This is a genomic window from Pacificispira sp., assembly GCF_965228185.1.
GTDB lineage: Bacteria > Pseudomonadota > Alphaproteobacteria > UBA8366 > Aestuariispiraceae > Pacificispira.
This window is the reverse complement of the sequence record NZ_CBDDHE010000008.1, coordinates 703,337-729,835: the sequence shown is the minus strand read 5'-3', so window position 1 is coordinate 729,835 and position 26,499 is coordinate 703,337. Positions and strand designations below refer to the sequence as shown.

27 protein-coding genes are annotated in these 26,499 nt (G+C 65.2%); 11 read left to right on the top strand and 16 right to left on the bottom strand.

Features of this window, described 5'->3' with window-relative positions; all coding sequences use genetic code 11:
- Positions 1-14: 14 nt before the first annotated feature.
- Positions 15-2,018, bottom strand: coding sequence for a PAS domain-containing sensor histidine kinase (locus tag ACO06O_RS18245; protein ID WP_421883067.1), 2,004 nt, complete (start codon positions 2,016-2,018; stop codon positions 15-17).
- Positions 2,019-2,226: 208 nt separating this feature from the next.
- Here ACO06O_RS18245 and ACO06O_RS18240 point away from each other — a divergent pair, with 208 nt between their 5' ends.
- The 3 genes from ACO06O_RS18240 (at position 2,227) to ACO06O_RS18230 (ending at position 4,824) form a co-directional block, all read left to right on the top strand.
- Positions 2,227-2,619 (top strand): NUDIX hydrolase, encoded by a 393-nt coding sequence (locus ACO06O_RS18240; protein ID WP_421883064.1) that lies wholly within the window; start codon positions 2,227-2,229, stop codon positions 2,617-2,619.
- Between the two features lie 122 nt (positions 2,620-2,741).
- The gene (locus ACO06O_RS18235; RefSeq protein WP_421883061.1) at positions 2,742-3,914 is read left to right on the top strand and encodes a pyridoxal phosphate-dependent aminotransferase; all 1,173 of its coding nucleotides are present in this window, start codon (positions 2,742-2,744) and stop codon (positions 3,912-3,914) included.
- Positions 3,915-4,017: 103 nt separating this feature from the next.
- The gene (locus ACO06O_RS18230) at positions 4,018-4,824 is read left to right on the top strand and encodes a tetratricopeptide repeat protein (RefSeq protein ID WP_421883058.1); all 807 of its coding nucleotides are present in this window, start codon (positions 4,018-4,020) and stop codon (positions 4,822-4,824) included.
- A gap of 4 nt (positions 4,825-4,828) precedes the next feature.
- Here ACO06O_RS18230 and ACO06O_RS18225 read toward each other — a convergent pair whose 3' ends face one another.
- The 13 genes from ACO06O_RS18225 to ACO06O_RS18165 form a co-directional block, all read right to left on the bottom strand.
- Positions 4,829-5,806: a type II secretion system F family protein gene (locus ACO06O_RS18225; RefSeq protein WP_421883055.1), complete on the bottom strand. Its 978-nt coding sequence runs from the start codon at positions 5,804-5,806 to the stop codon at positions 4,829-4,831.
- A 10-nt stretch (positions 5,807-5,816) separates the two neighbouring features.
- Positions 5,817-6,800, bottom strand: a complete 984-nt coding sequence (locus tag ACO06O_RS18220; protein ID WP_421883053.1) for a type II secretion system F family protein — start codon at positions 6,798-6,800, stop codon at positions 5,817-5,819.
- 2 nt (positions 6,801-6,802) lie between these two features.
- Positions 6,803-8,434, bottom strand: a complete 1,632-nt coding sequence (locus ACO06O_RS18215) for a CpaF family protein (RefSeq protein WP_421883050.1) — start codon at positions 8,432-8,434, stop codon at positions 6,803-6,805.
- Positions 8,422-9,630, bottom strand: coding sequence for an AAA family ATPase (locus ACO06O_RS18210; RefSeq protein WP_421883047.1), 1,209 nt, complete (start codon positions 9,628-9,630; stop codon positions 8,422-8,424). Before ACO06O_RS18210 ends, ACO06O_RS18215 begins: the two co-directional genes overlap by 13 nt.
- A 5-nt stretch (positions 9,631-9,635) precedes the next feature.
- Positions 9,636-10,223, bottom strand: coding sequence for a CpaD family pilus assembly lipoprotein (locus tag ACO06O_RS18205; protein ID WP_421883045.1), 588 nt, complete (start codon positions 10,221-10,223; stop codon positions 9,636-9,638).
- 13 nt (positions 10,224-10,236) lie between these two features.
- Positions 10,237-11,646, bottom strand: a complete 1,410-nt coding sequence (locus ACO06O_RS18200) for a type II and III secretion system protein family protein (protein WP_421883042.1) — start codon at positions 11,644-11,646, stop codon at positions 10,237-10,239.
- The gene (gene cpaB / locus ACO06O_RS18195) at positions 11,643-12,554 is read right to left on the bottom strand and encodes a Flp pilus assembly protein CpaB (RefSeq protein ID WP_421883039.1); all 912 of its coding nucleotides are present in this window, start codon (positions 12,552-12,554) and stop codon (positions 11,643-11,645) included. Before cpaB ends, ACO06O_RS18200 begins: the two co-directional genes overlap by 4 nt.
- 15 nt (positions 12,555-12,569) lie before the next feature.
- Positions 12,570-13,085, bottom strand: a complete 516-nt coding sequence (locus tag ACO06O_RS18190; protein WP_421883037.1) for an A24 family peptidase — start codon at positions 13,083-13,085, stop codon at positions 12,570-12,572.
- A 120-nt stretch (positions 13,086-13,205) separates the two neighbouring features.
- A complete protein-coding gene (locus ACO06O_RS18185) occupies positions 13,206-13,439 on the bottom strand; it encodes a Flp family type IVb pilin (RefSeq protein WP_421883035.1) in 234 nt (77 codons plus the stop codon).
- A 379-nt stretch (positions 13,440-13,818) separates the two neighbouring features.
- Positions 13,819-14,661: a S1 family peptidase gene (locus ACO06O_RS18180; RefSeq protein ID WP_421883032.1), complete on the bottom strand. Its 843-nt coding sequence runs from the start codon at positions 14,659-14,661 to the stop codon at positions 13,819-13,821.
- Positions 14,662-14,676: 15 nt separating this feature from the next.
- Entirely contained in the window at positions 14,677-15,096 is a 420-nt protein-coding gene (locus tag ACO06O_RS18175; RefSeq protein WP_420418983.1) for a DUF350 domain-containing protein, read from the bottom strand.
- A gap of 43 nt (positions 15,097-15,139) precedes the next feature.
- Positions 15,140-15,856 carry a hypothetical protein gene (locus ACO06O_RS18170; RefSeq protein ID WP_421883029.1) on the bottom strand — a complete coding sequence of 239 codons (717 nt, stop codon included), beginning with the start codon at positions 15,854-15,856 and terminating at the stop codon, positions 15,140-15,142.
- 30 nt (positions 15,857-15,886) lie between these two features.
- Complete coding sequence (locus tag ACO06O_RS18165; RefSeq protein WP_421883025.1) at positions 15,887-16,477, bottom strand: TetR family transcriptional regulator C-terminal domain-containing protein; 591 nt, start codon at positions 16,475-16,477, stop codon at positions 15,887-15,889.
- Positions 16,478-16,632: 155 nt separating this feature from the next.
- Here ACO06O_RS18165 and ACO06O_RS18160 point away from each other — a divergent pair, with 155 nt between their 5' ends.
- The 5 genes from ACO06O_RS18160 (at position 16,633) to ACO06O_RS18140 (ending at position 21,586) form a co-directional block, all read left to right on the top strand.
- Positions 16,633-19,224 (top strand): helicase-related protein, encoded by a 2,592-nt coding sequence (locus ACO06O_RS18160; protein WP_421883022.1) that lies wholly within the window; start codon positions 16,633-16,635, stop codon positions 19,222-19,224.
- A gap of 88 nt (positions 19,225-19,312) precedes the next feature.
- Positions 19,313-19,618 (top strand): ArsR/SmtB family transcription factor, encoded by a 306-nt coding sequence (locus tag ACO06O_RS18155; RefSeq protein WP_421883020.1) that lies wholly within the window; start codon positions 19,313-19,315, stop codon positions 19,616-19,618.
- On the top strand, positions 19,590-20,510 hold the full coding sequence (locus tag ACO06O_RS18150; RefSeq protein ID WP_421883017.1) for an alpha/beta fold hydrolase: 921 nt from the start codon (positions 19,590-19,592) through the stop codon (positions 20,508-20,510). Before ACO06O_RS18155 ends, ACO06O_RS18150 begins: the two co-directional genes overlap by 29 nt.
- 10 nt (positions 20,511-20,520) lie before the next feature.
- Positions 20,521-21,135, top strand: coding sequence for a VOC family protein (locus ACO06O_RS18145; RefSeq protein WP_421883014.1), 615 nt, complete (start codon positions 20,521-20,523; stop codon positions 21,133-21,135).
- A gap of 76 nt (positions 21,136-21,211) precedes the next feature.
- Positions 21,212-21,586 carry an RNA-binding S4 domain-containing protein gene (locus ACO06O_RS18140; RefSeq protein ID WP_421883011.1) on the top strand — a complete coding sequence of 125 codons (375 nt, stop codon included), beginning with the start codon at positions 21,212-21,214 and terminating at the stop codon, positions 21,584-21,586.
- A gap of 84 nt (positions 21,587-21,670) precedes the next feature.
- Here ACO06O_RS18140 and ACO06O_RS18135 read toward each other — a convergent pair whose 3' ends face one another.
- A complete protein-coding gene (locus ACO06O_RS18135) occupies positions 21,671-22,171 on the bottom strand; it encodes a lactoylglutathione lyase family protein (RefSeq protein WP_421883008.1) in 501 nt (166 codons plus the stop codon).
- A 115-nt stretch (positions 22,172-22,286) separates the two neighbouring features.
- On the opposite strand from ACO06O_RS18135, the gene ACO06O_RS18130 reads away from it, so the two are divergent.
- A complete protein-coding gene (locus ACO06O_RS18130; protein ID WP_421883006.1) occupies positions 22,287-23,180 on the top strand; it encodes a LysR family transcriptional regulator in 894 nt (297 codons plus the stop codon).
- Between the two features lie 161 nt (positions 23,181-23,341).
- On the opposite strand, the gene ACO06O_RS18125 is transcribed toward ACO06O_RS18130, so the two are convergent.
- Entirely contained in the window at positions 23,342-24,232 is an 891-nt protein-coding gene (locus tag ACO06O_RS18125; RefSeq protein WP_421883003.1) for a LysR family transcriptional regulator, read from the bottom strand.
- Positions 24,233-24,327: 95 nt separating this feature from the next.
- Between ACO06O_RS18125 and ACO06O_RS18120 the strand changes: the two genes are divergently transcribed.
- Entirely contained in the window at positions 24,328-25,062 is a 735-nt protein-coding gene (locus ACO06O_RS18120) for an NAD(P)H-dependent oxidoreductase (RefSeq protein ID WP_421883001.1), read from the top strand.
- Between the two features lie 170 nt (positions 25,063-25,232).
- On the top strand, positions 25,233-26,489 hold the full coding sequence (locus ACO06O_RS18115; protein ID WP_420418973.1) for a sarcosine oxidase subunit beta family protein: 1,257 nt from the start codon (positions 25,233-25,235) through the stop codon (positions 26,487-26,489).
- Positions 26,490-26,499 lie beyond the last annotated feature (10 nt).

Genomic DNA, 26,499 nt, shown 5'->3' with positions numbered 1-26,499 from the left:
GATTGCTCGCGCGTCTACCCCGTCGTCTTCGCCGGGGCCGCGCCGGGAAGGGTGACGGTGACCTTGGTGCCTTTGCCCATCTGGCTTTCGAAGGCGATGCGGCCGCCCATGGCTTCGGCGAGGCGCTTGGTGATGGCGAGGCCGAGGCCGACGCCTTCCTCGTTCGCCTGATAGACCGCGTCGCCCTTCGCGAAGGGCTCGCCCAGCAGCGGCAGGCGTTCCGGCGGAATGCCGATGCCGGTATCCTTGACGGCGATGTCGATCATGCCGCCCGCGGCCTTGGCGGTCGTCACCGTGACCCGCCCGTCCGGCGGGGTGAATTTCAGGGCGTTGCCGACAATGTTGATCAGGATCTGTTGAATCGCGCGCACGTCGCCGACGACGACCGGGGCCGGGTCGGGGATGTCCCAGACCAGGCGCGGCCCGGCGCCGCCCTTGGCGGTGCGCGCGCCGGTCAGGCTGGGCAGGGTTTCGATGGCGTCGCCGAGATCGACCGGCTTGCTGGCCAGATCCAGCGCATCGTTGTTGATCCGTGCCAGGTCCAGCATGTCGTTGATCAGGTTCAGCAGATGTCCGGCGCTGTAATGCACGTCCTCCAGATACTGATCGCGCTTTTCGGATGTCATCCGGACAATATTGCTGCGCATCAGGTCGGTGAAGCCGATGATCGCGTTCAGCGGCGTGCGCAGCTCATGGCTGAGCGTCGCCAGGAATCGGTCCTTGGCGGCGTTGGCTTCTTTCGCCTCGGCGAGGCGGCGGCCCAGTTCGGCCTTGTTTTCGATGTCGCGCGTCACGTCCCAATTCAGGCCGATGACGGAAACGACCGCGCCGCCGTCGTCGCGGCTGGGTTCGGCATAGGCCTGGATCCAACGGGTGGCGCCATCGGTCTTGCGGCGGATGCGGAACAGGCGCTGGAACCGCGTGCCATTCTCGATACTGTGCGCCAGGGCGGTTTCCGTGGGATCGAGATCGTCCGGATGGCAGGTGCGGCGCCAATCGTCGATATGATTGCCAAAAGTTTCCGGTTCGACGCCGAAGATCCGGAACATCTGGTCGTTCCATTCCAGTCCGTCGGTCTTCGGATCGTATTCCCAAACCCCGATCGCGCCGCTGTCGACCGCCAGGTTCAGGCGCTGGACATGCCGTCGGATCTCCCGGTTGCTGGCGGCCAGGCGGCCATAGACCATCGCAAGGGGCAGGGGGAAGACCAGAGCCGACAGCGCGATCGCGATCAACAGTGGTCGGGACCGGCTCGACCAGGCGGCCAGTCCGGCGTCGGTGGTGAAACCCGCGACCAGTGTCAGGTCGGCGACCTTGGATCGGCTCCAGGCGATCACCATGGCCGGGTGCTGCGTATCCTGAGCCGCCGTCTCCAGCAGGCCGGCGGCCTCGCGTTGGGAGGTGATGGCCTCGGCCAGATAGTTCTCCATGCCGGTGCGCGGTCCGATGGTTATCCAGATGTCGCCATTGCTGCGGATCAGCGCGACTTCGGAACCCGGCGGCCAATCGGCATTGCGCCACCAGCCCAGGATTCGGTCGACATCCAGGCACAGACCGCCGAACCGGGAGCTGCGCGTGCCGCCGAACCGGACGGTCAGCGCCGCGCGCAACCCACCCTGGGTTCCCGTCGGACCGACAGGGCCGAGGGCCGTGCCGACCCGATCCGTTCGCTCGTGCCACAGTTCGTTGGGACAGGCGCCGATAACGCCGCCGCCGCCGGCATCGTGCAGGCCGCCTGCCGGAATCGCCGCCGCCCGGCAATCTGCGCCGGACAATTCGTAACATGAAATCCGAAGCTGCGTTGCCGCCGCCAGGCGCGCCACGGCAATATGCCCATTCAGATGGGCATCGGTGGCCAGGGTCACCTCCTGAAGCAATTGCCTCAGCCGTGCCTCGGTCTGGGAGATGAATTGACGATAGGAGAATGTCGCGATCAGACTGCCCAGCAGCAATACGATCGCCGTTGTGATGAGCCAAACGCTCCACGAAACTCGGCGCAGACGCCGATCGTGCTTCATCTTTCCATTCCCGCCCCTGCGCACCGGTTGTTCCGGTGCGATTTCCCAGGCGAAATAAGAGTATCCGAATGCTGTTAAGGAAAGACTAATCTTAACCCAGAATGCCGGTATTGCCGAAAGTTGGACCTTTTCGGGCGGTAAGCGTTAACCAAAACAAGGCGAGGTCGCGGTGGCGGAAAAACTACCAATTTCAGGCGTGGGAACCGTGGTGATACGGTCCGGTGAAGCCGGGGACGACGTTCTTCTGGTTCGGCGCGGCAAGGAACCGCGCAAAGGGCAATGGTCGATTCCCGGCGGCCGACAGGAATGGGGCGAAACCGTCCGGCAGGCTGCGATCCGCGAGGTTTGGGAGGAGACCGGTATCGAGGTGGAAATCGCCGGGCTGATCGATGTGATCGACGCGATCAGCCCCGGGCCGGACGGAGAACCGGTTCACCACTACACACTGATCGACTTCGCCGCCCGGGCCGTCGGCGGCGACCTGCAGGCCGGGGACGATGCCGCCGAAGCGCGCTGGGTTCCGGCGGCCGACGTCGATGCGCTGCTGGAATGGGACGAAACCCGACGCATCGTCCGGTCCGCGCTGGATATTCTTGGCTGATAGTCAGACACAGCCAAATATCAGGGCGGCACGGATTTTCGGACACTGCGCTTGCCAGGGGCGGCGGGTTCGGACAGCATCGCCGCCGTCCGCCCGCCATCCCGCCGAGAGGAAATCCAACCATGCCGATCGGGCATATCCGACCCGCCGTCGCCGGCATCGAAGAACAACAGATTCTGGCCGTCTCCAAGCTGGCCCTGGGCGATCCTTCCGTCATCGCCATGTGGTATGGCGAAAGCGACCTGCCGACCGATACGGCCATCCGCCAGGTCGCCATCGAATCGCTGAACGCGGGCGAGACCTTCTATGGCCACAAGCGCGGCCTGCCGGAATTCCAGGCGGCGCTGGCGGCCTATATGTCCGATTTGTACGGCCGCGCGATCGCGCCGGACAGGGTGTCGCTGACCCAATCGGGCATGTCGGCGATCATGATGATCTTCCAGACCATCCTGGATCCGGGCGACAATGCCGTCATCGTTTGCCCGGTCTGGCCGAATGCCCAATCGGTCGTGCGCGCCCTGGCCGGGGAGCCGCGTTATGCCGTCCTGGACAATGATGAGGCGCGCGGCTGGCATCTGGACCTGGAAAAGGTCTTCGCCCAATGCGACGAGCGAACCCGCGCGATCTTCGTCAATACGCCGAACAACCCGACCGGCTGGACCATGCCGCTGGATCAGATGCGCGACCTGCTGAATTTCGCGCGGGAACGGGGTATCTGGATCGTGTCGGACGAGGTCTATGCCCGCATGGTCTATGACGGCCGCGCCGCGCCCAGCTTCCTGGAAATAGCCGAGCCGGACGATCCCGTCCTGTCGGTGAACAGCTTCTCCAAGAGCTGGGCCATGACCGGCTGGCGGATCGGCTGGATCACGCATCCGCCGCAGATCGGCGAACTGCTGGGGAACATGATCGAATTCAACTATTCCTGCGTCCCGACCTTTCTGCAGCGCGGCGGCATCCATGCCATCGAACAGGGCGAGAGCGCGGTTGCGGCGATGATCGGCCATTGCCGGACGGGGCGGGGGATCTGCAGTCAGCGCCTGCCCAACCTGCCCCGCGTCAGCGGCTATCGCGAGCCTGAGGCCAGCTTCTACGGCTTCTTCCGGATCGACGGGACGGAGGACCGGACATTGGAAACTTGTCAGCGTCTGGTGCGCGAGGCCAAGGTCGGGATCGCCCCCGGCACCGCCTTCGGTCCCGGCGCGGAAGGCTGGTACCGTCTGTGCTTCGCGCAGTCGCCGGAACGCCTGTCCACGGCGTTCGACCGGTTGGAATCCGGCCTGGCGTCGCTCTGACCGATAGGCGCAATTTTAGCTGAAATACCAAATACTTCCCGTTCAATATTCGTTGACGGGAATGCGTTCTTCATGGGCAAATCGCCCGATGGAGGAGCGTGGTATGAGAAAGCTTGGTTTTCTGCGCGGAACGGCGCTTGGCTTGAGCCTCGCCCTGTTGGCCGGATGCGTCACGGATCTGGAGGCGATGGTTGCGGCCGGGTCGCCGACCGCGCCGTCGCTGATGAAGGCCGGGGATTCCCGCCGGGTCAGCGGCGATCTGCCCGGCGCGGCGGCGCTTTATCGCAGCGCCCATGAGGCCGGCCCCGACGAGGCCGCGCCGCTGGTCAAGCTGGGCGAGACCCTGGCGGCGGCGGGCGCCTATGACGATGCGGCGGAGGCGTTCCGCGCCGCCCTGATCCGCGCGCCGGACGATCACGACGCCCAGCGCGGCCTGGCCAATTCCCTGGTCGGATTGGGTCAGCCGGCGCTTGCGATCCCCTACTATGAAAAGGCGCTAACCCTGGCGCCGGACGATTGGCGCGCCGATCTGGGCTTAGGTGTGGCCCATGATCTGGCGGGCGACCCGTCGGCGGCGCAGGACAGTTACCGCGCGGGCCTCGCCAAGGCGCCGGACAATCCCGAACTGAAGAACAATCTGGGCCTGTCACAGGCACTGGCGGGCGATACGCCCGCGGCGCTGTCGCTGTTGGAAGACCTGATGCAGGTCCATGACCGGAACGCCCGCTATCGCAGCACGCTCGCCATCGCCTATGCCCTGGACGGGCAGGAAGGCGCAGCGGCGCGGCTGATGGCGGAAACGGAGACGGCGGAAACCGTGTCGCGCAACCTGTCGCTGCTGCGGACGGTGCGCGCCATGCCGGACCATGCCCGCAAGGCACAGGCCATCCGTACCGTCTATTCCGGGTGAATCTCTAAAGCGAAATCAGCGCGTCGATGGTCTTCAGGATACCCGGCCCGATCAACACGATGAACAGGGCCGGCAGGATGAAGATCACCATCGGCACGGTCAGGACCGCGGGCAGACGCGCCGCCTTCTCTTCCGCCTTCATCAGGCGCTGATCGCGCATTTCCGCTGCCAGGACGCGCAGGGACTGGGCCAGCGGCGTGCCGTATTGCTCCGCCTGCGCCAGGGTCCCGGTAAGGGCGGAGACCCCGGGCAGGTCGGTGCGTCGGTCCAGATTGGCCAGGGCGGCCCGCCGCTCCGGCAGGAAGCCCAGCTCGACGGCGGTCAGTTCGAACTCGTCGGACAGTTCCGGGCACCCGCCGCGGAATTCGCGCGCCACGCGCTGAAAGGCGGAATCGAGGTTCAACCCGGCCTCGGTGCAGATCACCATCAGGTCCAGCGCGTCCGGCAAGGCGCGGCGCAGCACGGTCTTGCGCCGGTCAGACAGGTTTTTGCAATAGGTGTCCGGCGCGATATAGCCGCCGCCCACCGCCAGGCAGGACAAGGCGAGCTTCATGAAGGATGGGATGTCCCCCGCGATCTGCAGGACATACAGAAGGAAGGCGGCGACCAGTCCGAACGCGGCCGGCAGGATCATCTTCGCGGCCAGGAAGACGGCGATGGCGTCGCGCGACCGGATGCCCGCGCGTTCCAGTTTCAGCTGGGCGTCCTGGGCCTGGGCGCTGCCCATCAGGCGGAACCGATGAACCAGCCGCTTGGCCAGGCTCAGTCCCGCCGGGGCCAGACCGCGCCGCTCGGGCGCCTTGATCGTGCGGCCCAGATCGGCGCGCCGCTCCAACAGCGCGCGGGCCCGGCGGTTGGACGGCCCGCGCTCCGTCAGGGACAGCCACAGGGCGGCGGCCCCGGCGGCGGCGGAGGTCGCCGCCGCGGTCAACAGCGCGGTTTCCCCGGTGGCGACGGCGATGATCTGTTCCGCGAGCGCCATGCCTTCTCCCTCAGATGTCGAACTTGACCATTTTCATCATCACCGCCGCGCCGACCGCGATGCTGGTCAGGCCGCAGGCAACCATGATCAGGCCGCGTGGATCGCTGAACAGCAGCATGACGTAGTCGCGATTGACGATGTAGATCGCGGCCGAGACGGCGAAGGGCAGCGAGCCGATGATATAGGCGCTGGCCCGGGCCTCCGACGATACCGCGCGGATCTTCAGCTTCATCTGGCGGCGCTTGCGCAGGATGTCCGACAGGTTCTGCAGGGTTTCTGTCAGGTTGCCGCCGGTTTCCTTCTGGATCGACAGGGTAATGCCCAGGAAGCGCAGTTCCGGCACGGCCATGCTGTCCGAGACCTTGGCGATGGCGTCCTCCACCGAATGGCCGATCCGCACCAGATTGACCACTTCACGGAAAATGCCGCCGACCGGTTCCGGCGCTTCCCGGCCCACGGCGGACAGGGATTCGCTGACCGGAAGGCCGGCCTTAAGGCCGCGCACGACGATGTCGATCCCTTCCGGCAGATTGGTCAGGAACCGGGTTTCGCGGCTGCCGATCCGGTTCGACAGCACCATATGCGGGATCAGCAGTGCCGCCCCCAACCCGCCCAGCAGCACGACCCCGACCGCCATGCCCGAGGCGGCGAGCGCGACCGCCACGATCGAGCCGACCACCAGCGAGAAGGCGATATAGCGGCGCGGGTCGGGCTTGTAGCCCGCCCGCGACAGCCGCCGGTTCAACTGGCTGCGGCGGGGCAGGGCGGCCATCAGCACGCCGGATTTTGGCCGGTCCCGGGTCAGGCGGATTGCTTCCGCCGCCGCGCGCGATTGCGGCGCGGCGCGGGCGGCTGTTTGGATCAGGCGCCGCGTCCTGGCGCGGCGTTCGCGGTCGAAAGCCGTCATCGCGGCGAGACCCAGGGCCAGTCCGGCGATCAGCGCCAGGCCGATCAACCCGTATTCGACGCTTTCGCTGGACAGGCCCGGGATCATGGTCAGATCACCGCGTCCAGCAGCGGGCGGTCCAACCCGTAATAACCGGCCTTGTCGGTGAAGGCGGGGCGCAGCCCGGCGGATTCGAACCGGCCGATCAGCTTCCCGTCCGCGCCCTCGCCCTCATAGCGATAGCGGAACAGTTCCTGTGTCGTGATGATCTCGCCTTCCATGCCGACCACTTCCGTCACGCTGGTAATGCGCCGGACGCCGTCGCGCATGCGGCTGACCTGGACGATCATGTCGATGGCGGCGACGATCTGGGTCCGCACCGCCTTTGGCGGCAGGTTCGCGCCCGACATGCCGACCATGTTTTCCAGCCGGGTCAGCGCCTCGCGCGGGTTGTTGGCGTGTAAGGTGCACATCGACCCGTCATGGCCGGTATTCATGGCCTGCAGCATGTCCAGGGCCTCGCCGCCGCGCACCTCGCCCAGGATGATGCGGTCGGGGCGCATGCGCAGCGCGTTCTTGACCAATCCGCGCATGGTGACCTCGCCCTTGCCCTCCAGATTGGGCGGCCTGGTTTCCAGGCGCACGACATGGGGCTGCTGCAATTGCAGTTCGGCGGCGTCTTCGATGGTCACCACGCGCTCGCCGGTGTCGATCATCCGGCTCAACGCGTTCAGCAATGTCGTCTTCCCCGACCCGGTGCCGCCGGAAATCAGGATGTTCAGCCGCGCCCGGGATGCGATCTGCAGCACCCGCATCATCGCATCGGACAGGTTGGATTGCCGCGCCATGACCTCCAGCGTGATCTTCTTTTCGGCGAATTTGCGGATCGAGATCGATGCCCCGTCGATGGCCAGGGGCGGGACGATCACATTGACGCGGCTGCCGTCTTCCAGGCGCGCGTCGCACATGGGGGAGCTTTCGTCGACCCGGCGGCCGACCCGGTTGACGATGCGCTGGGCGATGGCCAGCAGATGCTTGCCGTCGCGGAACACGACATCGGTCAGTTCCAGCTTGCCGTGCCGCTCGACATAGACCTGGTTCGGGCCGTTCACCAGAATGTCGGTGATCAACGGATCGTCCAGCAGCGGGTCCAGCGGTCCCAGACCCAGCATGTCGTTGACCAGCTGGGTGACCACATCGCGCTGTTCCGCGCCGTTCAATTGCAGGCCCAATTCGCGCAGAAGATCCGGCAGCATGCGCCCGACCTCCGTCGCCAGGTCCGGGCGCGGCAGCTTCACCGCCGCCGCCGGATCGATCCGTTCCATGAAGGGGCCGCGGATTTGCGACAACGCCGCCGCGATGCCTTCGCGGCTGGTCGTCAGCTCATCGCGCCGCGCGGCGGGCGGGCGGGTTTCCTGGCGCGGTGCGGGTGCGGATTCCATGACGGCTTCCGGCTGGGACTTTGCGGCCAGATAGATGTTCAGAAGCGCGGTCGTCAGGTTCCGGCGCTGCAACGCGTTCAGCGCCAGGCCGGTGCGGTCGAGATACTGGTCGACCTCGCTGCGGACGAAGGCGGCCTGGTCGGTGCGGCTGGCGCCTCTTCCCGGTCCGGCGCTGAAGCTATCCAGAGCGGCCGTGACCTGATCTTGAAGCCGGTCGCGCAATTCCATCAGATCCGGCAGGCCGCCATCATCGGGCCGGCGCCGCGCCGCACGGTTGGCGATATCGTCTACCAGAGCCATTTGCGCTTCGCCTTGCCGGTATGGATGCCGTCCGTCGGGGCCGCCGGAACCGCCCTTTCGGCGATGTTCCGGACGGCGCGGGAATAGGCGTGTTTCGGTTTCAGCCGCGCGGCGACCGGTTTGCCGGCGGATGCGGCCTCTGCCGCCGCCTTGCCGTCCAGGGGCACCAGCCAGTCGACGGCGCATTCGCAGGCCCGCTCGAACTCGCGGCGTTCGATCGGCGGCGCGCCGGTCGCCGGCACGATTCCGACCAGGGTCAGCGCCGTGTCGGGCGCGCATTCGCGGCACAGGGTCCGCAGCCGGATGGAATCCCGCAACCCGCCCAGGCTCAGATCGGTGACCAGCACCACTTCGTCGGCCCGGCGGATCAGGTCGCGTGACGCGGGCAGCATGGCACGCGGCAGGTCCACCATGATGGTCGGCACGCTTTCGGCCACCGCCTCGATCAAACGAACCGGCCCGTCCGGGACCGGCATGGTTTCCAGTCCCGGATGTTCCTCCGCGCCCAGAACGAACAGATTGTCGGTAGCGTTGATCATGGCGCTGCCGACGAACAGGGGGTCGATCCGCTCCGGATGTTCCAGCGCCTCGCGCAGGCCGCGCCCGGGCAGCAGATCCAGGGCCAGCGTCGCGGTGCCAAAGACCAGGTCCAGGTCGACCAGCGCCGTCTGGGTCTTCAGTTTCTCCGCCGCCCACCAGGCGCAGGAAACGGCCAGACTCGTCGTGCCGACCCCGCCGCGGCATCCCAGGAAGACCGTCACGCGCGGGGTCAGATGGGGTGTATCCGAAGTCTCGCGCGCGGGGCGTCCGGCCGGAACGCGCAAGGCGGTCAGCAGATCGTCATCGTCCAAGGGCGCGACCAGATAATCCGACGCCCCGGCCTCGCGCAGGCGGCGATAGGTGCGCACATCGTCCCGCCGCCCGACCGCCAGCAGCCGCGCGTCCGACCGGGCCGACAGGACGGACAGCGCTTCCACGGCGTCGTCCGGATTCTCGATTTCCAGCAGGATCACTTCGGCCGCCGGTGCGTCATCGGCCAGCGCCGCGGCCAGACCGCCCGGCAGGACTTCCGCCATGGCGATGCCGCAGCCATCCGCCAGCCGGGCCAGCCCGTCGCACAGGGCGGTATCGTCGATATAGGCGACGACCCGGTCGGGCAGGCGTGTCGTCACTTTACGGGATTGTTCCATCGCCATGACCGTCAATCCCCCACCGTCGCCGTTTCCATCGGATCGCTGACCCATTTGATCGTGTGCTGGCGATAGGCGCGGATCGCCAGCATGTCGGCCTGTGTGTTGTAGAGGGCGTCGGCTTCCCGGCCGGCCAGAAGGTCATTGGGATCGGCCACCATGCGGGCCAGGTTCGATACCTGCGAACAGCCCCAATGGGCGTCCGGCTTGTTGTCGAAATCCGCGTCGTCCGACCAGTCCCCGCAATTGGGCGGCGTCACGACCAAGCGCACGAAGGTCGCGCTATAGGCCCCGCCCTGGACGGCGGTTTCTTCCGGCGCGGCCAGAACGCGGATGCCGGTCCCGGCCAGCCGCCGCCGCAGGTGTTCGCGGGTTTCCGGCGGCGCGGTGACAATCAGCCGGTCGCCATATCGGGCGCCATTCCGGGCCAACAGCAGATCCAGCGCCGTGTCCCCCGCCAGGCCCGGTTCGATCACGGCGCGGTCGGTGACGGTGTCGAAAACCGGCTCGCGGCGCAGTTCCGCGTCGCTGCGGATCTGGGTCGGACCGCACGCGGTCAATAGCCCGGCGAAGACGAGGATCAGCGAAAGGGATCTCATGATTCTTCCTTCCTCAGCGCAGCAGGAACCCGCCGGGGCCTTTCAGCCCCTGGGTTCCGTCGCCGTTCAGCGGGATGCGGCGCGTATCCGGGACGCGCGGGGTGTGATCGGCGGCATGGGCCATCCGGTCGGCGTCGGTCGGCGCTTCGAATCCGTCCGTCGGCAGGGCCAGCCGCCCCGAGGTCGGTCGCACCACATAAGGCGTGACGATGACCACCAGCTCGCTTTCGTCGCGCTGAAAATCCGTCGACCGGAACAGCGCGCCCAGGATCGGGATCTCGCTCAGCCCGGTAACGCCGGATACGTCCTGATTGGTGGTGTTCTGCAGCAGACCCGCGATGGCGAAGCTTTGGCCGCTGTTCAGGTTCACCGTCGTCGTCGCCTGCCGCACGGTCAGGGCCGGAATGTTGAACCCGTTGAAGGCGACGGCCCCGGCGGTGGCCAGCTGGCTGACCTCGGTACTGACCTTGATGTGCAGGCGGCCGTCGCCCAGCACGACCGGCATGAAGGCCAGGCTGACGCCGAATTTCTTGAAGACGATGGTGATCGCCCCGTCATCGCCGTCCGGGACCGGGATCGGGAACTCCCCGCCGGCCAGGAAATTCGCGGATTCGCCGCTCAACGCAGTCAGGTTGGGCTCGGCCAGAACGGTGATCAGACCCTGGTCGTCCAGCGCGTCGATCAGTCCGTTCACATCGAACCCGCTGCCGTCCTTGGCCAGCGACAGGATGCTGGACCCGTCCACCGCACCCGAAATGAACCCGCCGGTGGCGAGGCCGAAGCTGAATTCCCCGGCGGTCTTCAAAATGTCCCAACTGAAGCCCAGGCGCTTGGTCGTCTCGCGGCTGACCTCGGCGATGCGGACGCGCAGATTGACCTGGTTCGGCGTGCCGACCCGCATATGGTTCAGGATCAGCCCGTCCTCGCCGATCACGGTCCGCGCCAGTTGGAAGATGTCCTCTGCCGCCTCGGCGCTGGGCACATGGCCGGAAATCACCAGCGATTGCCGGATCGACGCCAGTTCGACCTGGGCATCCGGCTGTACGACGGCGATCAACTCCTGCAGCCGCACGGTGTTGTGGCGCACCTGGATACGGCGCGACAGCAGCACCTCATCATTCGGGCCGATCACGGTCAGGGTCGTCTCGCCGGCCGCTTTACCGAACAGATAGAGCAGCATCGGGGTCCGAAGCTGGACATCGGCGATCTCGTCATTCGCGACATAGACCGCCGTCGCCCGACCGGCCAGCGCCAGCATCTCGCCCGCACCCAGATCGATGGCGATCGGGCCGGATTGGCCGGGCGCATCGGCCGTATGGGTTTCGGCCTGTGCCGGTGTTGCGATGGATGGGACCGCAACCCCCCATCCCGCGCCGGCGATGGCGGCCAGGATCAGTGCCAGGGCTCGAAATCGGGATGTCATGATCCCGAGTCCCGGAATTCCACCGTTTCCGCCTGGCCGCGCCGGAACACCGTCACGGTGACTTTCGGCGGTGCCGGTTTGGCTGGCGCGCCGCGTTCCGGCTGGGCCGGGGCGGCAATGGGGGGCAGCAGACGGCTGGCCTGGCTGTCCCAGGTATAGGTCTGCTGGGGATCGGAAGGGGTCGCCGTCGCCAGGGCGTCGGGGTACTGCGCCAACGAGCGCAGAGCGAGGGACAGGCGCCCCATTCTCAGGGCGACGGCGATCACTTCGGCCGACTTGGAATCAACTTCCAGCGTGGCCGTCTTGGCGAGGGTCGGTTCGCCCTCGGTATCGTCGGTACGCTGGTCGACGGCCAGCACCCGGATGTCGGTCAGAACGGTCTCGGTCGCCAGCCGCTTCACGCGCTGGGACAGCTCGATCTCATGGGTCAGCAACAGGTCCACCCGATCGCCCGGGAAGACGAAGCCGGCGATTCCGGTCGTCGCGTCGACCGGCACCGATACGGCGCGCAGGCCGGGTCGCAATACCGCAGCCAGAAAGCCCCGGTCGCCCGGCCGAATGACGCGGCCGCTGGTCAGCGGCTCGCCAGACGTGATCGCCCCGCGGATCACCGCGCCGGTCAGGCCCTCTTCGCCCAGCGTCGCCCGCGTCAGATAGGTTTCCGGCAGGTTGCTGCTGGGAAACGGCGTCCAGACGAACTGGTCGAGATTCAGGAAGGTGCCACTCGGCAGGTCCTCCTTGGCGACCAGCACCTCGACGGTGTCGATGGTCTCGACCTGTACCGGCTCGCTCGCCTGCAGGGCCAGCAACTCGGCCCGGCGGTCCTCCAGCCAGCCCCGCGCTACGGTCACCGCGCCAAAGGCGGCGGCGCCGGCGACCAGCAGCAGAAGCAGCAGTTTGATGCGCATCGCCCCGTCCTCCGTTCAACCGCCCAAGGGCGGCCAAAGGCCGGCGAAGGCGAAGCAGGCGGCCGCCGCGATGGCGACGCCATAGGGGATCTGGGCCGGCGGTTCCGGATCGACCGGCAGGCCGGCCGCCATCAGGACCGTGCGCACCGGGCGGCTCAGCATCCAGGCGAAGGCCAGAATCGCGCCGAATATCAGCGTTTGCAGGACCAGCGCGACGGCAATCTGCGGCCCGGTCCATAATGCCAGGACGGCCAGCAGTTTCGCGTCTCCGGCGCCGAAGAACTGAAAGGCATAGGCCAGGAAGCCGAGCGCCAGGACGCAGGCGAAAGCCGCCAGATGCGCCCCGGGATCCGCGCCGGATATCAGAATCCAGACCGCGCCCGCCGCGAACAGCGCGGCACTGATCTTGTTTGGAATGGTGAAGTGGCGAAGATCCGTCGCCGCGGCCCAGACGGTCAGCGCAAGGCCGACGATCAGGACCGCGTGACGGGCATCCCCAAACTGCCACAAGGATACAAGTGGATCGAACATCGCTACCGGTCCCTCTCGGTGCGTCGTGATCGCAAGCCGCCTTCCCGTTGGGAGGCGGAACCAGGCGCTATTATCCCCCGCGCCGGATTCCGCCCCATTCCCAACGGGGCCGTGTCGCGATTACTCGGTGCCGCCACCGCCTTCGGTGCCACCGCCGCCGGCGCTGCCGGTCGCGGATTGCGCCGCGTTGTCCAGCTCGGTCTGGACAACCGTGAAGATGTCGACAAGCGAAGTCCCCATCAGTTGCAGCGCACCGATGGCGGCCACAGAGACCAAACCGGCGATCAGACCGTATTCGATGGCTGTCGCCCCGGATTCATCTTTCAGGAAACCTGTGATTTTCTTTGTCAGCATAGACCTATCCTCCTCTCTGCAAGACACGAAGCCGGCAGTTGTGCCGAATTCTTGGCGGATTGCCGGTATCCACATTCAAAAAGTCCGATTTGAAACGCAACGAGTATCGAGTTGGATGTGGAGCTAAAATGATGGAGATTTATTTGGTTTTGATTTGCAAATATAACTATAAATTTAGATAATTCTAAAAGTATTGGTTACAGCTTTGACACAACACAACATTTTGTTTTGATTGATGGTATTTTCTATAAATGATAAGAACAATTTTGTCCTTATTCATCTCTAAGCCCGAACGAAAGTTTCATTCGGCAGTATATTTTCCTAACAATCGGCATGAAAATGCCTGATTGATGGGGCGCCTTCGCGGTGTTTGGTTACCTTATTCGACCAAACAATACACCAGCGCCACTGCGCCGGCGCTGCGCAAGGCGTCGCCAAGCCCGTCGATGGACGTCTCGTCGATGTATTCCGAGAAGGTAAAGTACCGGTCCCGCCGGTCCGGGGTCAGTTGCGCCGCGGCGATCGCAGCGGGGAAACTGCGCGGGGCGGCGGTATTGAAGCGGCCCCGGCGTGGTGAACCGGAGATCACGACGCCGGCCACGCGGCCTTCGGACACAAACAATGGCCCGCCGCTGATGCCGCCCAGCGTTCCTTCGAAATCGGGATAGCGCCGCGATTCCGCCCAGGTCAGGACGGGCTCCGCCCGCTCGTTCCGATGCAGCGCGACCGATACGGCGCGGCCGATCAGGGTTCCGGTGACTTCCGCCGGTATTCCCTGTGGATAGCCGACGCCGAACCCTGTCTCTCCCACGGTCGGAAGCCGCTCCGCGATCTCCAGGGCCGGTGTCCTCAAGGTATCGGACAGGATCGCCAGGTCGGCGTCCGGGTGAATCCAGATCCTGCCGGCCCGGACGGCCTCGCCCGGACGGCGTTCGATCCCAACCGTCTTGCAGCCGTCGACGACATGGCGTGCAGTCATCCAGATACCGTCGGAATCCAGCGAAAAGGCGGTTCCGATACTGTTCTTCTTCGGCCCGCCGCCCTGAACCTGGATGATGGGATCGCGGGGACTGGGGTCGGGCAGGGCCGGGCCCGTCGGCATCGGGCGCCTCTTTTCACCGGGTCCGCGCTGAACATCCTTTTCGCCCCCGAAGGCGCCCAGCAGCGATGCTGCCAGCACGCCGAACAGGATCAGCAGCGCGCCTATATCGACGGGACGCATGCCGGCGGGTCCGTTCTATCCGGATACCGCCGCCGCGTTGAAGGCGGCGACGGACAGTTTCGCGGCGGAAACCATGATGGCCGGGCCGATTTCGCCCGCTTCGATGCGCGCCGGCAGGCCGCGCAGCACCAGGTCGATCGCGCGGAAAACCAGGATCTGCAGAATGACGGTAACCGCCCCCCAGACCAGGATGTCGGCGGCGTTTACGCTGGACGCCATCGCGAAAGCCAGCGGCAGGGCGAGGCCCAGCATCGCGGCGGCCAGCGTGACGGCGGCGGCGACATTGTTCTGCCGGATCAGGGTCAGTTCGTGATAGGGGGTGGAATAGGCGTACAGTACGACGCCGGCGATCCAGATCGCCAAGGTCAGTCCGAAATGCAGCAATAGATAAGGAAAACCGGCCAGCAGGCTTTGCAGGATCGGGGCGAATTCCATGGGCGCTATAGTCCTGTTGCGATGAATAGACGGCGGACGGGTTCTAATCTGCGGATGGGGGTGTCCAGGCCAGGATCATATGCGGTGACGGTTGGTTCAAATCGTCGACGCTCCAGATATACAGGCTGGGATTGCCTTCGACGACGCGGTTGGCATTGTGATAGCCCACCTTGGCGGCGGTCCAGATCCGGATCTCGCCCTGTATCCAGAAGCCGTTGGCAATCAGGTCCTGACGCATCTTGGCCGGCAGCCGGTCGCCGAACAGCTCCATGATATGGGGTTCGCTTGCGAATCCGGCCTCGGCCAGCGATTGCAGGGCCGGGTGGCCGGTCGCCTCGAACCGGGCGATATAGTCCTGCGCGCTTTCGGCGGTCCAGCGCCGCAGGCCCAGTACGATCCCCCGGCGGGTCGGGAAGCTGTATTGCTTCTCCTTCGCCAGGCTGCCCTGCTTTTCGTATTTCACCTGATACTCGGCATTGCCCAGATAGGTGACTTCCTTGAAGCCGGAATTGCGCCGCATCTCGTTTTCGTAGATGCCGACATACTCGTCGATCGCATGGCCCTGCAATTCGCCGCTGCCGATCCGCTGCAGGAACAGAAGCTGCGTCAGGGTGCCGTCATAGGCGACGGCGTAGCGCCCGTCGGGGGCGACCTGCATGGTCAATTCGAACTTGTTCGGCAGGTAACAGCTGGCCGTCAGCGCCACGAACAGCGCCAATACGGCCAAATGCAGGGATGAACGGATCGAACGGTACGTCATGGCCGGAAGCCTATCCCTCTCCGCGGTCGGTTACAAAACGGAATCGGACAGGATGGCATCGATTGCGGCGCGCGCCTCGCCGGGCATCAAGCCGCCTTCCCGGGTCGCGCATTCGGCCCAGAACCCGTCGATGGCGATCGCCAGCCGCAAGGCCACGGCCGGCGCTGCGCCGGGATCCGCCGACATGCCACGGAGCGACCGGCGCAGGGCGGCGATCTGGCGGCAGCGAATCGCGGCGTGGATCCGGGCGTAATCCGGGACATAGGCGACCCGCGAGGTGAATTGCAGCCATGCCGCCGCGCGCCGCACCGTCAGGATCGACGGATCCAGATGGGCGTCGATACAGGCGGATAGGGCCGCGCGGCCGGACCCGTCCGCGATCCCGCCGGCCGTCAGGCGGTCGCGATAGGCTTCGGCCACCGGCGCACGGACGGCCCGCATCGCCGCCTGCAGCAGGCTCGCCTTGTCGCCGAAATAATGGTGGACGATCCCGGCCGAGGTTTCCGCCCGCGCCGCGATGCGCTGGGTCGTCGCCGCGTCGTGCCCTTCCTCCGCGACGACGGCAAGGCAGGCCTCGACCAGTTCCTGCCGGCGGATTTCTTCGATCGATCGGCGCGCCACGGCCCCCTAATCCCCATAAAGATCAATCCGTTGTTTCATCCAACCATTTATTGATTGATCGTTCAATTTATTATTCGTATGAAAAATTAATGAATGCTGACCGGAATCATCGGGTTCCGGTTCACCTCGCCCCGAGATTCGTCTAGGCTCTTCGCATGACAGGACGAAACGCGCCCGCACCGGGACCGTCACGCGCGACACCCTCGCGCCGCCGCGGGTCAATCCGCGCCGTCCTGGGGCCGACCAATACTGGCAAGACCTTCCTGGCCGTCGAACGCATGCTGGGGCATGCCAGCGGTATGATCGGTTTTCCGCTGCGCCTTCTGGCGCGGGAAAACTATGACAGGATCGTCGACCGGGCCGGACGGGCCTCGGTCGCGCTGATCACGGGGGAGGAGAAGATCATCCCCCCGAATCCCCGGTTTCTGGTCTGCACGGTCGAGGCGATGCCGATGGACCGGGATGTCGATTTCCTGGCCATCGACGAAATCCAGCTCTGCGCCGATCCGGAACGCGGTCATATCTTTACCGACCGGTTGCTGCACGCCCGCGGCCGTCACGAGACGATGTTCCTGGGCTCGGACAGCATGACGGAAATGATCCGGCTGCTGGTCCCCGATGCGGAGATCGAGGGGCGCGAACGGCTGTCGACCCTGTCCTGGGCCGGGGAGAAAAAGCTCAGCCGTCTGAAGCGGCGCAGCGCGGTCGTCGCCTTCTCGGTGGATCAGGTCTACGAGTTGGCGGAGGCCTTGCGCCAGACGCGCGGCGGGACAGCGGTGGTGCTTGGCGCCCTCAGCCCGCGCACCAGAAACGCCCAGGTCGAGATGTATCAGGCCGGCGAAGTCGACTATCTGGTGGCGACGGATGCGATCGGCATGGGCCTGAATATGGATGTGGACCATGTCGCCTTTGCCCAGCTTCGCAAATTCGACGGCGCCCGGCGGCGGATGCTGACGGCCCCGGAAATCGGGCAGATCGCGGGGCGCGCCGGGCGGCATATGAATGACGGCACGTTCGGCGTCACCAACAATACGAAGCCGCCGGATCCGGAAGTTCTGCGCCGGGTGGAAGAGCACGATTATCCTCCGGTCAAACAGATCTACTGGCGCAACCGCGCCCTGGACTTCGCCTCGCCCAAACGCCTCTATGCCAGTTTGAACGAATATTCCGGCCGTGACGAACTGGTCCGCGCGCGCGACGCCGACGATCAACTGGTCCTGGCCGCCTTGATGCGGGAAGCGGCGGTGGAACAACGCACCGGCAGCCGCGACCGTGTCCAATTGCTGTGGGATGTCTGCCAGGTGCCGGACTTCCGCAAGACCATGCCGGAACATCATGCGACGCTGGTGGCCAGCCTGTTCACGCATCTGGTCGACCGGGACGGGCGATTGCCGACCGATTGGGTCGCCGGGCATATCGAACGGTTGGACCGGACCGACGGCGATATCGATACGCTTACGGCGCGCTTGGCCCATATCCGGACCTGGACCTATATCACGCACCGCGCCGATTGGTTGGACGGCGCCGCCGATTGGCAGATGCGCACCCGCCAGATCGAGGATTCCCTGTCGGACGCCCTGCATCAGCGGCTGACCGACCGGTTCGTCGATCGCCGCGCCGCGGTGATCGGCCGGTCGCGCGGCGCGGAGGGGGCGGAAATGCTCTCCGCCGTCAATGCCAAGGGCCAGGTCATCGTCGAAGGCCACGTTGTCGGCCATATGGAAGGCTTGCGGTTCCTGCCGCATGAGGCCGCCGACCGGCGCGAGGCAAAGGCCTTGATGGCCGCCGCCCACCGCGCGCTGACATCCGACGCGCCGCGCCGGGTGCAGGCCGTCGAACAATCCGAAGACCAGGCCTTCGGGATGACGCCGGAAGGCCGCATCACCTGGCAGGGCCGCGAGATTGCCCGGGTGGAACGCGGCGATTCCCTGCTGTCGCCGCGCTGTGTCCTGTTGAGCCATTCGCTGTCGGAATCGGTCCTGGCGGAGCGAGTCCGGCTACGGGCCCAGTCCTTCCTGGACGGATATCTGCGCCGCCGTCTCCCGGCGCTTTATACTCCGGCCGTGTCCGCCGCCGATCTGGATTCGCCGGCCCGGGGGCTTCTGTTCCAGCTGCGCGAAGGGCTTGGCGCGATGGCGCGGCGGGAGGCACGGGACAATCTGAAGGCTATGGGCGACGACGCGCGGGCGGCCCTGACCAAGGCGGGGCTGCGGCTCGGCCGCGATTGGATCTATCTGTCCGGCATTCTGGATGTGAAAGCCGTGCGCGCCCGGGCGATCCTCTGGGCCGCCGCGTCGGGACGCCCGGTGCCGGAAATCCCGAACACGACCGCACCCAGCCTGCCCGCCGACCGGGTTCCGGAACAGGTCTGGCCGTTGCTGGGTTACGCGCCGCTGGGGCCGATCGCGCTGCGCCTGGATCGGTGGGAGCAACTTGCGGCGCATTTGCGCAACCGCAAGAAGGGGGCCCGATTCGAGCCCGATGCCGAATTCTGCGCCCGGCTGGGCCTGGCGGCGGACGATCCGGCACTTCCCGGTGTATTGCGGGCGCTGGGCTTCAAACAGGAAGCCACCGGGGACTCGCCGAACGCCGCCTTCGTCCCGGTCTCCCGAAACCGCGGTGCGAAGCGCAAAGGTCATAAGAAGCAACAGTCCGCCAAGCCGAGCCCGGCCCGTCCAAATCCCGATTCCCCCTTCGCTGTGCTGCAGGATCTAGTCGTCGGGAAGAAATCCGCACAAAGCCGCTAGGAAAGCTTCGTCTCACATCTCGCATACGGAGTTTGGGATTGGAAAATTGTTCATTGCGTATATAGCAATATAGCTATATACAGATTTCATGACGGACCGAATAGAACAGGCCAAGGCGCTGGCCAGCGATGCGCGGATGAAGATCCTGGACTGGTTGAAAGACCCGGGATCCCATTTCGCCCATCAGATGACCGGAGATCCGGCGGAAATCGGCGTCTGTGTCACCCTCATCGCCGAAAAGCTGCAAATGAGTCAGCCCACGGCCAGCCGCCATTTGGACCAGTTGCGGCGCGCCGGGTTTCTGTCCGTCCGGCGCATCGGCCAGTGGTCCTTCTTTTCCCGGAACGAGGAAGGACTGAGCGAATATGCGCGGTGGGTCCGTGACTCTCTTTGAAGAGGCGGATGCGCGGCTGTTGCCCGGATTTAAGCGCACCTTCGTGGATGTCGGGAACGGGCCGGTCCGGGTGCTGACCGCCGGGGAGGGGCCGCCGCTGCTGATGCTGCATGGCGATCCGCAGACCCATCTGTGCTGGCACAAGTTGGCGCCGCGTCTGGTGGAGAACCACACTGTCATACTGACCGACCTGCGCGGACGCGGGGAAAGTCACAAGCCGGGTCGTACGGCCGGTCATATTGCGTATTCCAAACGCGCGATGGCGGCGGAACAGGCCGCCGTCATGCGCAGCCTGGGGCACGACCGGTTCCGGTTGGTCGGCCATGACCGGGGCGCGCGGGTGGCACGGCGTCTGGCGCTGGATTTCCCGGAAAGGGTGGAACGCCCGGCGGTCATGGATATCGTTCCGGCCCTGGATTTCTATGACGGCGTCAGCTCCGACCTGGCCCAGGATTATTACTATTTTTTCTTCCTGACCCAGCCGCATCCGGTGCCTGAGCGGCTGATCGCCGGGGACCCGGCCGGGTTCGTACGGGAGATTCTGACCGGCCTGTCGTCGGAAGGAGTGCCCTATGAAGACATCGCAATGGACGTCTATCTGAGGTCCGCCGCAACGCCCGACGCGGTCACGGCGATGTGCGAATGCTTTCGTGCGGGGTTCACGACGGATCGGGATCACGACCGCGCGGACCGGGCGGCCGACCGCCGCATCGCCTGCCCAACCCTGGCGATGTGGGGCGAAGAAGGCGTCGCGGCCCGGCATTTCGATATGGCGGCGGTCTGGTCCGGATGGGCGGATACCCTCCGCGTCGCCCCGATGCCGGGCGGCCATTTCATTCCGGAACAGGCACCGGACGAAGCCTATGACGCGCTAAACGCTTTTCTGAATTGAAAGGGGCACCATGACCTATCGTCTCGACCACATCACAATCGTCGCGGCCGATCTGGACGAGGGCGTTCGTCACGTGGCGGCGGCGCTGGACTTGGAAGTTCCGGCCGGCGGCAAACATGTTCAGATGGGCACCCATAACCGTTTGATGCGCCTGGGTGAGGGGATTTTCCTGGAAATCGTCGCACCCGATCCGGCGGCCGACCCACCGGGCCGGGCGCGCTGGTTCGGGCTCGACGCCCCGGGTTCGACGCGGCTCGCAACCTGGGTCGCCGGGGTGCCGGACCTCGATACCGCCGTCGCCCGTTATCCGGTGGCAGGAAAGGCGGAACCGATCACGCGCGGGGCGTTGAACTGGCGAATCTCCGTGCCGCAGGATGGGTCGCTGCCGATGGACGGGGCTTTTCCGACCTTTATCGAATGGCCGCCGGGACCGCATCCTTCCGACTCCATGCCGGATCTCGGCTGCCGCCTGTCCGTCCTGCGCATTGGTCATCCCGATGTCGCCCCGATCGCGTCCTTCGCCGCGGACTATCTGAAAGATGACCGCCTGGTCTTCGCGGAATCGCCAGGGGCGGGCCTGGTCGCGGAAATTGACACGCCCTCGGGACGGCGGCTTCTGGTGTGAAGGCACTTGGGATCGGACGCCTGTCCTTCTATGGTTCAGTCATAGACTGCCCTTTACCAAGGTATTCCGCGTCCCGATGTCCAAACAGCGTATCGACAAATGGCTGTGGCACGCGCGCTTCTTCAAGACGCGCAGCCTGGCCTCGGACGTCGTGTCGGCGGGGCATATCCGCGTCAACCGCCAGCCGATCCGGAAACCCAGCCACGCCGTGGGGCCGGGCGATGTTCTGACCTTTCCGCAGGGCCCGCATATCCGGGTAATCGAGATTCTGGGACTGGCGGAACGCCGCGGACCGGCGCCTGAAGCCCAGGCGCTCTATTCGGATCTATCGCCGCCGCAGCCGAAACCCAAGGTGGACCAGCCGGCCCCGGTCGCCGTCCGAGATGAAGGCGCCGGACGCCCGACCAAGAAGGAACGGCGCGAGATCGATCGGCTACGCGGCGAGGATTAAGCGGCAAGAAACAGGCGGCAAAAACCAGTCGGCAGCGGGCCCGCGCCCGCCGCCGCTTTCATCGTTTCCGGCCGGTGTGCCTGCTCAACTATAGGCGCCCGCGGAATAGGTCAGCTCGTAACTGTGCGAGTAGATTTCAAACACGATGCCGAACGGGTCCTCCACATAGACCATGCGATAGGGCTTCTGGCCGGGAAAATACTCGCGGACCGGCATGCGCTGCTTGCCGCCGGCATCGACGATGCGCTGTAGCAGGCCCTCGAGGTCCGGGTCCTGGACGGCAAAATGAAACATACCGATCTGCCGATGCTGCAGATTGTCTTCCGGCTGGTAATTATCCGGAAACTCGAACAACTCGATCCCGATCCTGTCCCCCGTCGCCATATGCGCAATTCGGAAGGACCCCCAGTTGGGTCCGAAGACGTCCGTGCACATCACGCCAATCGGGCTGTCATCCTCGGTTATGCGCGTCGGTTCCATGATGACATAGAAGCCCAAAACGTCGCGATAGAAGGCGACGGCGGCGTCCAGATCGGGAACCGAAAGCCCGATATGAGAAAAAGTGCGGGTGGTAACATTCGACATGGCTGACTCCTTTCCTGTGATTTCTGTCGCCTGACGGATGACAGGAATCTGGACGGCCCATGTCGAAATATGAAATTATCAATATAACTTATTATGATAACAATTCGGAATGACAATGTTGAACGCCACCTGGCTGGAAACCTATGTCACGCTTTGCGACGAAGGCCATTTCACGCGTGCCGCCCGGCGTCTCAACATGACCCAGCCCGGTGTGTCGCAGCATCTGCGAAAGCTTGAACAGCAGGTCGGTCAGGCGTTGCTGTCCCGCGATGGAAAGAGCTTCGTGCCGACGCCGGCGGGTGAAGCGGTTCTTGCCCTTGGCCGGAGTCGACGGGAGGAGGAAAGGCGTCTGCGCGCGGCATTGGCATGGGATGACCCCGACACCGGCGAGGCAACGCTCGCCTGCTCGGGAAGTCTGGCTCTGCTGCTCTACCCGTCGTGCCTGACATTGATGCGGGACGCTCCAGGCCTGCAGATCCGGCTCGAGGCTGCGCCGCAAGGCCGGATTGTCGATGGTGTGCAACAGGGCGCGTTCGACTTGGGTATTGTCGATGCTGCCCCGACAGGCGCCAGATTGGCCGGTACCCGGATCGGTCAGGACGAACTGTGCCTGATCCTTCCGAACGCGGCGCCGGCAGCGCCGGATTTCGCGCGGCTGCAAGAACTTGGGTTCATCGCCCATCCCGATGGGGCGGGCTATGCGGAGCAGGTGCTGGCCGCGAACTATCCTGCGGATTTTCGGGGGGCGGAAAGCCTGAGGATACGAAGCTATGTCAATCAGATTGGACAGATACTGGAACCCGTTGCTCAGGGAATTGGCTACACGATCCTGCCGCGCAGCGGTTATGAGGCGTTTCACCGTCGCGATCGGTTGAATGTGGTTGAACTGGACGAGCCGGTGGTCAGCGACCTCTGGCTGATCCAGCGAAAGGCCCGCGTCTTGCCGGCACAGGTCGTGCGCCTTGGCGACATGGTCCGAAGCAGTTTCCGGATGACGAACCATGTCTGATTGCCGGCCGAGACGATAGGTGGGGCGTTCTATTCGGATCTGTCACCGCTGCAGCCGAAACCCAAAGTGGACCAACCGGCCCCGGTCGCCGTCCGGGATGAAGGCGCCGGCCTGCCGACCAAGAAAGAGCGCCGGGAAATCGACCGGCTGCGCGGCCAGGATCAGCCCGAATCCCCTGCCAGTCGCGGTGACGCCGCTTTGACGGCATTTGCGACATGGTCGGTAAAAGCCGTCATCCGGGCGATGCCGCGCAGATCGGAATGGATCAGGATCCACAGATCGATTTCCAACTCCGGGACCGGCGACAGCAATCTGCGATAGGCCGGATCGCGATCGGCCAGATAGCAGGGCAGTATCCCGGCCCCCGCCCCATCACGAACGGCCGCAGCGATGGCCAGCATGGAATCCAAACGATAGGCGCAATGCACACCGAAGCCCTGCCCCGTCATCCAGCGCTCCAGAGCCGGATAACCCATGCGGGCATCGGGCCCGATCCAGGGCACGGTATTCGGTGCGGCGTCGGCGGGATAGCGGGAGCGAGCGAGATAGGCTGCCTGAGCGATCCGGCCGATCCTGCGTCCGGTCAAATGGTTCGGCGGATCGGCGGCCGGTCGAATCGCGATATCGGCCTCCCGCCGCGACAGGTCGAACCGGTCGTTCGACAGCGCAACCTCCAGGGCGATGTCGGGATAATCGACCCGAAAGGCCTCGAAAACCGGGGACAGCAGGCCAAAGAATAGCGTGTCCGTCGTCGTGACACGGACCGTGCCGGACGGGCGAAGGTCGCGGCCCGCGAGTCTGCGCTCGATCCCGAAGACCTCCTCGGCGATACGCGCGGCGGCGGCGGCCGCCTCCTCGCCGGCGGCGGTCGGGGCATAGCCCGTGCGCGACCGCTCGAACAGACGCACGCCCAATTGGGATTCTATCTCGCCAAGGCGCCGGAAGACGGTGGCATGACTGACCCCCAACAGTCGTGCCGCGCCGGAAAGACTGCCGCCCTCCGCGATAGCGCGGATGTAATTCAGATCGTTCCAATCCAGCCGGTTGTTCATCTTTGCAAAGTCCGCTTGCCAAAATTTCCAATAAACGATCAAAAACGATAACACTATTCTGGCGTTCGGATCACCAACCGAACAGGAGGCCGCCCATGCGCGTCCATATCGTCCATGCCCATCCGGAACCGGAATCCTTCAACGGCGCGCTGACCGAAACCGCGCGCCGCAGCCTGGAGGGGCAGGGGCATCACGTCTCGATCTCCGACCTCTATGCCGAGGGGTTCGATCCCGTTGAATCCGGAAACCACTATGCCGACCGCACCGACCCGGACTATTTCGCCGCCTTGGCGGAACAGCGGCATGCCGGCAAAAGAAACACGGTGCCGGGGCAGGTCCAATGCGAGATCGATCGGCTGATCGCAGCCGATCTGGTGATCTTCCAGTTCCCGATCTGGTGGCACGGTCCGCCGGCCATTCTCAAAGGCTGGTTCGACCGAGTCTTCCTCAGCGGGCGCCTGTATACCGGCAGCATGCGGTATGACAGGGGCTTTTTCCGGGGCAAGCGGGCCCTTACGTCCGTCACGACCGGCGCGCCGGCTGCGGCCTTCGGGCGGAATGCGCGGGGCGGCGACATGGACCAGATCCTCTGGCCCGTACACTATTCCCTGCATTACATGGGCTTCGGCGTCCTGCCGCCCTTCGCCGCCCATGGTGTTCAGGGCCACGGCTATGCCTATCGCGATGCGGCGGGCGCGGCGGCGCTGCGCACGGATCATTTGCGGCGCTGGTCGGACCATTTGGAAGGGCTCGACCGCCTCAGCCCGATCCGGTTCCCCGGCTGGGACGATTGGAACGAGGATGGCGCGCCTTTGGTGCGCGCAGGCTAATTTTGTCGGTTACAGAGCAAAGATGGCGAAATTTGAATGATCCGGGACGGATTTCAACGCGTCATTTGCAGCGCGACTCTTTTTAGATAGCCTGCAATCGCGCCGGCCATTCTACCGCCCGATTTCCGGGTATCGGCCTTCCGCATTTCTATGGAGTGACGAAAGCCGCCATGTCCCGGTATTCCGTTTTCAGTGTCCTCAAGGGGGGATTGACCGGGCAGACGCATTGGGGCCGCGCCTGGCGCGATCCCGAGCCGAAGCCCGAATACGACGCGATCATTATCGGCGGCGGCGGTCATGGCCTCGCCACCGCCTATTACCTGGCCAAGCTCCACGGCATGACCAATATCGCGGTCCTGGAAAAAGGCTGGCTGGGCGGCGGCAATACCGGCCGGAACACGACCATCGTCCGGTCCAACTACATGCTGGAGGCGAACGCGCATTTCTATGAGCATTCGCTGAAGCTGTGGGAAGGCCTGTCGGTCGACCTCAACTACAACGTCATGTTCTCGCAGCGTGGGGTCCTGAACCTGGCCCATAGCGATGCGCAGATGGACGCCTACGCCCGGCGCGGCAACGCGATGCGCCTGAACGGCATTGATGCCGAACTGCTGGACCGGGAACAGGTCCGGCGGTATGCGCCGGTGCTGGATTTCTCCGATTCGGCGCGTTTCCCCATTGTCGGTGGCCTATTGCAGCCGCGCGGCGGTACGGCACGGCACGATGCGGTCGCCTGGGGCCTTGCGCGCGGTGCGGACAGTCTGGGCGTCGACATCATCCAGAACTGCGAAGTCACCGGCTTCGACATTCAGGGCGGGGCGGTCAAGGGCGTCCAGACCACGCGCGGCCCGATCAAGGCGGAGAAGATCGGAATGGCCGTGGCCGGACATACCAGCCAGGTCGCGGCGCTGGCCGGACTGACCCTGCCGATCGAAAGTCACTTGCTGCAGGCCTTCGTATCGGAACCGCTGAAACCTTTCATCGACGGGGTGGTCACCTTCGGGGCCGGACATTTCTATATCAGCCAGTCCGACAAGGGCGGCCTGGTCTTCGGCGGCGATCTGGACGGCTATAACTCCTATGCCCAGCGCGGCAACCTGCCGCTGATCGAGCATCTGGGTGAGGAAGGCATGGCCCTGATGCCCGCCATCGGCCGTATCCGCATGCTGCGCCATTGGGCGGGGGTCATGGACATGTCGATGGACGGCAGTCCGATCATCGGCAAGACGCCGATCAAGGGCCTCTATCTCAACGGCGGCTGGTGTTACGGCGGGTTCAAGGCGACACCGGGATCCGGCTGGGTCTTCGCCCATACCATCGCCCATGACGAACCCCATTGGATCAACCGCGATCTCGATCTCGCCCGTTTCCGTGACGGCCGGATGGTCGACGAGCGCGGGGCCGGGCCGATCCCGGGCCATCACTGAGAAGGACGGA